Annotated in this window: 10 protein-coding genes; 2 read left to right on the forward strand and 8 right to left on the reverse strand. The window is 34.4% G+C overall.

The annotated features are described in order from the left end of the window. Positions 1–227: 227 nt before the first annotated feature. Positions 228–1,070: a CPBP family intramembrane glutamic endopeptidase gene (locus B9Y84_RS20165; protein WP_085519208.1), complete on the reverse strand. Its 843-nt coding sequence runs from the start codon at positions 1,068–1,070 to the stop codon at positions 228–230. 327 nt (positions 1,071–1,397) lie between these two features. Continuing rightward, complete coding sequence (locus B9Y84_RS20170; RefSeq protein WP_085519209.1) at positions 1,398–1,922, reverse strand: hypothetical protein; 525 nt, start codon at positions 1,920–1,922, stop codon at positions 1,398–1,400. 11 nt (positions 1,923–1,933) lie between these two features. Here B9Y84_RS20170 and B9Y84_RS20175 point away from each other — a divergent pair, with 11 nt between their 5' ends. Next, the gene (locus tag B9Y84_RS20175) at positions 1,934–2,140 is read left to right on the forward strand and encodes a hypothetical protein (RefSeq protein WP_139828120.1); all 207 of its coding nucleotides are present in this window, start codon (positions 1,934–1,936) and stop codon (positions 2,138–2,140) included. Between the two features lie 540 nt (positions 2,141–2,680). Here the strand turns inward: B9Y84_RS20175 and B9Y84_RS20180 are convergent. The 6 genes from B9Y84_RS20180 to B9Y84_RS20205 form a co-directional block, all read right to left on the reverse strand. Continuing rightward, a complete protein-coding gene (locus tag B9Y84_RS20180) occupies positions 2,681–3,094 on the reverse strand; it encodes a hypothetical protein (RefSeq protein WP_085519211.1) in 414 nt (137 codons plus the stop codon). A 948-nt stretch (positions 3,095–4,042) separates the two neighbouring features. Continuing rightward, the gene (locus B9Y84_RS20185) at positions 4,043–4,396 is read right to left on the reverse strand and encodes a DUF5615 family PIN-like protein (RefSeq protein ID WP_085519212.1); all 354 of its coding nucleotides are present in this window, start codon (positions 4,394–4,396) and stop codon (positions 4,043–4,045) included. Positions 4,397–4,407: 11 nt separating this feature from the next. Continuing rightward, the gene (locus B9Y84_RS20190) at positions 4,408–4,635 is read right to left on the reverse strand and encodes a DUF433 domain-containing protein (protein WP_085519213.1); all 228 of its coding nucleotides are present in this window, start codon (positions 4,633–4,635) and stop codon (positions 4,408–4,410) included. Positions 4,636–4,882: 247 nt separating this feature from the next. Further along, positions 4,883–5,254, reverse strand: a complete 372-nt coding sequence (locus B9Y84_RS20195; RefSeq protein WP_085519214.1) for a type II toxin-antitoxin system death-on-curing family toxin — start codon at positions 5,252–5,254, stop codon at positions 4,883–4,885. Continuing rightward, entirely contained in the window at positions 5,251–5,439 is a 189-nt protein-coding gene (locus tag B9Y84_RS20200; protein WP_085519215.1) for a hypothetical protein, read from the reverse strand. Before B9Y84_RS20200 ends, B9Y84_RS20195 begins: the two co-directional genes overlap by 4 nt. A gap of 254 nt (positions 5,440–5,693) precedes the next feature. Continuing rightward, complete coding sequence (locus B9Y84_RS20205) at positions 5,694–6,290, reverse strand: hypothetical protein (protein WP_085519216.1); 597 nt, start codon at positions 6,288–6,290, stop codon at positions 5,694–5,696. Between the two features lie 322 nt (positions 6,291–6,612). Here B9Y84_RS20205 and B9Y84_RS20210 point away from each other — a divergent pair. Beyond that, positions 6,613–6,881: transposase (locus B9Y84_RS20210; protein WP_139828121.1), on the forward strand; the 269-nt coding region annotated here is incomplete at its 3' end.

Raw genomic sequence — 6,881 nt, forward strand, 5'->3', positions numbered from 1 at the left:
CTTAGGCCTTTTCAAGGCTAATCAATCCGCTTTTATGCCCTCTTTCTGCCAACTGCCTAGCAGAATAATTTTAAGAAAGGAATTAAATACAACGCTATGGCTATGATGAGTGGGGCTTAGAAACTACTAAGCTTGCCATCCGCACACAGCCACAGCGATTAATAAAATTACAAATTGTGGCTGACTTTCCAAGTACCGCCAATCTTTCCTGACTGATGAAACCCCATTCATTCATAGCTGATGTTGTAGCTTGTTTTTCTATTGCTTAGTACTTTTTGCCTTTTTAGGAATAAGAAAAACAAAGAGTAGGCTATAATTGTAGTTAATAAATCATAATCCGATGTTCTCTTGTCTATATGTAAAAAAGTGTCAGCACCAGAACCCAATATGAACCATGCATAGTAATTTCGGAAAATATGCATTCCAATAGTTATCTCTATCTTTTTTGTCCTTATCATCACATAAGTCATAAGTGATGAGCTTAAAAAGAATACTAGGAATGAGTATAAAAAAGTCTCGCTAAGTAATAATCTATGCGTGTGATATATAGTGAATAAAAAGCCAATAATGCCAGATGACAGAATTCCTGACTTAACTTTCCTTTCTACAGCATCTAACAAAAAAGCTCTAAATAAGTATTCCTCATAGGTTGAAACTACAATTAAAACAATTACACCTATTAAAATTCCGTAATCCCATTCAAAACTACCTTCAATTTTAAGAGGCATTCCAGTTAGAATACTTAAAATTAAATCTGTGAAGAATAAAATAGAAACAAATACGATTCCATATTTTAAAATACTTTGAGGATGGAATGAGAAAATCTTTAAACTTCTTTTAAATTGATAGTACAAAATTTTCTTTGCAACGAAGACGGTTAAAATTATAGCAAATAAAATTTGACAGAGATGAAATAAAAACTCCACGGCTCTATTACCTTTCCACTCTTCATAATCTGCATCAAGAACATATATAAATAAAACAGAAAAAAATAGCGTCCCTAAAATAATCCCTAAAAGTGGTATTAAATAGATAATAAAATACCTGATAATTTGATTTCTCTTTTTCAATTTATAAAAGGAGTTTCTATTCTAAAATTCTCTTGACCGCCTAAGCGAGAGCTGACATTCAACGTTACTTAATATTTTATTTGCCCAATTCTTCTGTTAGCTGACAAGTGAATAATTTTGCTGTACGTAATGAGCTACAACGCCACTGTATAAATTCGTGGCTGATTAAAAGTATAAAAAATTCAGTTAACTACCGAGACAATCCGCAGGATTGGCTTATTAAATTAATTTTCACTAATAAGTCAATCCTGCGGAATGACGGGCTCTCTACAAAGAGCAGAAGGAGCAATAATCTACTAACAGCCATGATTTATGACAGAATGTTATCTACCTTATTTCCATATCGTTTCTCATGGGCAAATCTTGGATTTTCCCCTTTAAAAAAAGTTCAATCTCATAATCTGAAGAACTTAGTTGAGTAGTTAGACCTCTATTTCTAAGTTCTCTTAATATATAGGCAAACTTGAAAATATCTGCTTTTATTGATACTCGAAGTGTAGAAGGTTTTCTTTTAGTATTTATTACAATATGTGTAGGTGTTCCTCGATTTCCCTTTTTATAGATTAATTTACTGATGTCCTCAAATTTCAGGTTGTATTCTGAGAATCCTGTTAATAATCCATATTTTGAAATAATCATACTGTTTTGGGAAATCCGTATACCATCAAAATAATTAGAGTCAGTTATTATCATTAATAGTATTACAGCACCTAAGTCAATTAAAAATACAGTCAAGTTGAAATTGATTCCACAAATTAGAAAGTATATTACTACTGCCATACCCAACCAAAAAACTAGTTTCTTTATTTGGGATTTAGGCTTCTGGTCGTATATGTCTATGAAATTTTTCAATGCGGTCCGATATGGTAGATAACGTCATGCTATCAATCGTTTTGATTGGGAATCTTAGTTATTTGATGACCTTTCATAATGATTCGATAGCTGATGTTGTGTTTAGTATATTTTTAATTACTCCTAAAGTAGTAGAAATAATGGTAATTGAAAAATACGCTGTTCCTTTCTTAAATCCTTCTACATCATCTGCCATGTCAGTTGGAGTCATGACTTAATGGTATATAGCTGGGACTATGTAATCCGTTGTCATGCCGGTAGAAAGCCTAAATCCACCCCTGATAAAAGCGATTGCTTTTTCATTAGCTTCTGAATTCCTTGACTTTATGGCTGGAATCGGCTAACTTCACTCTAAGTTTTTTAACGGTCTCTACCGTTTAGAAGCACGCTGCTTCCACGGCTCGCCCGCAAAACTTAGGCCTTTTCAAGGCTAATCAATCCGCTTTTATGCCCTCTTTCTGCCAACTGCCTAGCAGAATAATTTTAAGAAAGGAATTAAATACAACGCCTGTATAAAACCCGTTTGCTATACTAGGCTATGAAATACTGAAAGTAGTAATTAATGCTTTCTCCACAAACTGATACACTTCATTAATTGCAAAAGCTTTGAATAATTAAGCACCATACCTGAGCAAAGCAATATTTTTGCTTGCCAGCTATGAAAAGCAAGCATAAATTACGGGCTATTTAGCACTCAATTTCCTACAAGGTGCTGAGCAAATGGGTTTTATATAATGTTGGCATTTCGTTTTTTCAGATCAATAACGACTAAATGTTTTGAACTTAGATGTAACAAAATAGTCAATCAATTCTTCATAGGAGTCGAAAAATTCAATGTGTACTAAGCCACCACGTTCTTGCACTTTTAATTGATATCCTGAAACGCCATTTTTTTCAACCCATTGACTATCTTGTTTTGGGAATAGTTTGTGATTTTCATTTAGTCTTTCAATGTATCCACTTCCTTTAAAATGTTCTCTAAGTGTTTCCTTAGATATTGAGATGTATTTTTTTGCTACTTCAGGAGGTATAAATTCAGCATTAAAACCCGGTGTTAGTTTGTTGATGATTTCTGGGCTATGCCATATAAGCATATTTGCTTGATCCTGTTCGCTGATTTTAGGAAAACCAATCTTTTCATGTTCTAAATAGATCTCCTTTGCCTGCTGCATAGTTGAAGTGAATGAATGCCAACGCCTGTATAAAACCCGTTTGTTATAATAGGCTATGAAATACTGAAAGTAGTAATTTATGCTTTCTCCACAAACAGATACACTTCATTAATTGCAAAAGCTTAGAATAATTAGGCGCTTTACTTGGCCAAAGCACTATCCTTGGTTGCCATCTATGAAAAACAAGCATAAATTACAGGCCATTTACTACTCCATTTCCTACAAGGTGCTGAGCAAATGGGTTTTATACATTGTTATGGGGCTTTCATTCCGTATCCATCGGCTAGCATGTCTTTTATGCTCAAATGAAAGTCACTATTGAATAGAACATCAAAATTGACGGCTGTTTATTCTAGTAAAGGGTGATTGATAAACGCTTATTTAATTGTCTTAGGTTTAACTATTCGTAGACGATTACCAAATATTACGAGTAGAATAGGAGTGACAATTAGTAGGCTCAAAAATGTTGGAATGTGAATAGGGCCAATCATGATATCAAATGAAGTTGACCAGATACCCCAAATAAAAAAAGAACCAACCAAGCCGAATACAAGCGAAAGAATTGAAATTGTCACGAAGCGTAGCCACCGAAAAGAGTTCGCCCGAGAAACTAAGAAAATAAAGCTAAAAGCTATTAAATAGCTAACTGAGCCTAAGAAAAGGTTTAATAATATGAGTTCTGAAAGTGGTGTTTGTAATTGTTCTTCCATAAGTAGTGGCCTCTGTGCCCCATAACGCGAAGCTAAAATGCGTTTGCTAAACTTCGCTGATGAAAAACTAAAGTAGCGAAGCCAAACCATAACCACAATTATTAAAAGAAAAAAAGAAGAACTATGCTGAGAATACCTTAAAACGAAATGAAGACATCAGTTTGGCTTTGTGGAGAATTAACTAATCACCTTGCTAGAAGCAGTAAGCAAATGCATTTTTAGCAATTGTTGGTAAGCGTTAATATTTTTTCTGTCTAATCGTGTTGGAATCGATAACAGTCAAATTGTGTTCAAATGAAATAGTTTTTTTAGTAAGGAGCTCTTCTAAAATCTTTGCTGTCTCTAATGGTTCAGTTGGCTGAGTCCTGATGAAAATGACACCTGCTTGTGGTTTGTATCCATGCTTGAATATTAATTCACCATAATCGCTGTCATAAGTTATAATAGTCCTGTTCTCATCAATAGCAATCTGCATAACCTGTTCATCCGTAATACTAGGGTCGTCAACTCCAATTGCCTTAATGTCGTAAGCTTTTGATTTGAGATAGGTGATACTGGAGAATGGTACATTCTCATTAGCTAGATACTTCAAATTGGGGGAATTTAAGAATTAGTGTATAAAAGTCCGTCCTTTAAGCATTCTTGGATGTAAGAGAAAACAGCTTGTAGTGATTCCTGATTCATTCGAGGATAATTTTCAAGAATTTGTTGTTCTGTCCATCCTTGAGCTAGGAGTCCAATGATATGTTCAACAGATACACGAGTTCCTTTTACAGTAGGCTTTCCAAGTAGTACAGTTTCATCCGCTATTATGTGTTTTCTCCATTCCATATTCAAAGGTACGAAATTTCTTTTTTCTTAGTTCGCCCATGCTTACCAACGCGAAGCTAAAATGCGTTTGCTATACTCCGCTTATGAAATACTAAAGTAGCGAAGCCAAACCAAATGCACAATTATTGAAAGAAAAAGCCATTCTTACTGCATGTCCTCAATCAGAATGAAATCATCAGTTTGGCTTTGTGGAGAATTATCTACTCACTTTGCTAGAAGCAGAAAGCTAATGCATTTTAAGCAAATGTTACCTTGAGTATTTTTGAAGCCAATCTTTTATCTGTGCGAAATCTGTCTCACCTTTTGAAACTGAAATAACCAAGTCATATTTTTCGTCTTGGTCTGCATAGATGTCGAGCTTATCATTCATTATCAAAAGTCTTGCTAGAACGTATCCAGTCCTTTTATTACCATCTGAAAAGGGATGATTTTTCACTATGCTTTCAAGAATTGCAGCGGCTTTGTCAATTGCTGAAGGATAGAGCTCTTTTCCATCAAATGTTTGGTAGGGACGGCTTACTGCTGAATTTAATAATTCTTTATCACGGATACCTCTTGATCCGCCAAATTTGTCAATTAAAATATCGTGAATTTCGACAACTTCTTCTTCGGATATCATTTAGCCAATCTTTCTAATAGCTCTTTGTCTTCAGTTAATATTGTCCGGAGATTTTTAGATAATGAAATTGAATCTTTTGATTTGTCCTTGACAGATTTTAAGTAGTCAAAAACTTCTTGTAAAGCTTCTTCAGGGATGCTCTCCAACATTTTATTGATTTCTGATTTTACTTCTTCTCTACTCATACTGTAAATATACGAATAAGTGATGAATGTTGTTTGAGACTGCAATTCAAGGTAACGCCACTGTATAAATTCGTGGCTGATTAAAAGTATAAAAATTTGCGTTAACTACCGAGGCAATCCGCAGGATTGGCTTATTAAATTATTTTCACACAATAAGGCAATCCTGCGGATTGACGGGCTTTCTACGAAGAGCCAAAGGAACAATAACCTACTAACAGCCATGATTTATTACAGAATGTTAGGTACAGTATCTATTAAAATGTCTCTTCCGGATAATTAAGAGTTAGTAAATGTATAGTTATCAATAGAAATTCTCTTTTAGATTCAAAGTCAAATCTTTCGCTTTGTTTTAATAAAAGAGAATTCATAGAAGCACTGTAGTCACCAAGGTATTCAAACGGTTTTCCGTAAATCTGTAAAGTGTCTTTTGATTTGGTAGTGGAAAGCAATAATTCAGCAAATTTACCTTTAGAATTTATACATAGTGATTTTATTTTTACTCTTTTGTCCTTTTTAGAAGTTGCTTTGGAACCTTCACAATAGATCCAAATCTTATCAAAAAGGCTTTTATCTATTTTCGTAAGTAATTCTTTCTCCTTTTCTTTAGAAATACCGAGATCAATATCAGAGGCATTTGCAGGTAGATCTTCGTACTGGTTAAAATATTTAGAAATGCATTCTTCATATTCCGACTTACAGTCAGCTGTGATTTCGTTTCTAACAAAATTCATCAAAAGCTCTAAGTGCTTGATTTCTTGCTCGTCAAAGTATTGCTGGATACTGTTCTGTTCTTCTTGGTGTGAGCAGGAGACGAATAAAAGAGTTAAATATAAAATGTGAAGTTTATGCATTGAACTATTATTGCACCTAACAACCGTATAAAAACCGTTTGCTATACTGGGCTATGAAATACTGAAAGTAGCAATTTATGCGCTGTTCACAAACACTCTCTGTTAGTTTATACTTAACTGATACAAAACAGAAGCCCCAAATGACCTTGGTGGCTATTAGCCAGCCATGGAATGCTAGCATAAATTGCGGGCGAGCTATGCACAATGTTTGCTACAAGGTGCGGAGCAAATGGGTTTTATACCATGTGTCTGTTGCACAACTCAAAAATAGCTAAAATTTGCTGGCATATGTAGGTGATTTTCAGTATTTTTAAATAAACTCTTGCAAGGAAAAAAGCACCACCAACCTAAGCTGTTTACCACCTTCCAGCTCTCTGATAGAGTGCCTTTAAACAGCTTTTACAGAAGACTTAAGGATATTTTGGACTTGCGTTATCTCTATAAAGAAACACGCAAATACTACGGTGTTTGCGGTCAAAAATCACTTGATCCTGTCGTGTTTTTTAAGCTATGCCTGGTAGGTTACTTAGAAAATATTATCAGCGATCGTAAGTTGATTGATCATTGCAGTATGCGTTTAGATATTCTGTT

This window comes from Marivirga sericea (assembly GCF_900177665.1).
GTDB lineage: Bacteria > Bacteroidota > Bacteroidia > Cytophagales > Cyclobacteriaceae > Marivirga > Marivirga sericea.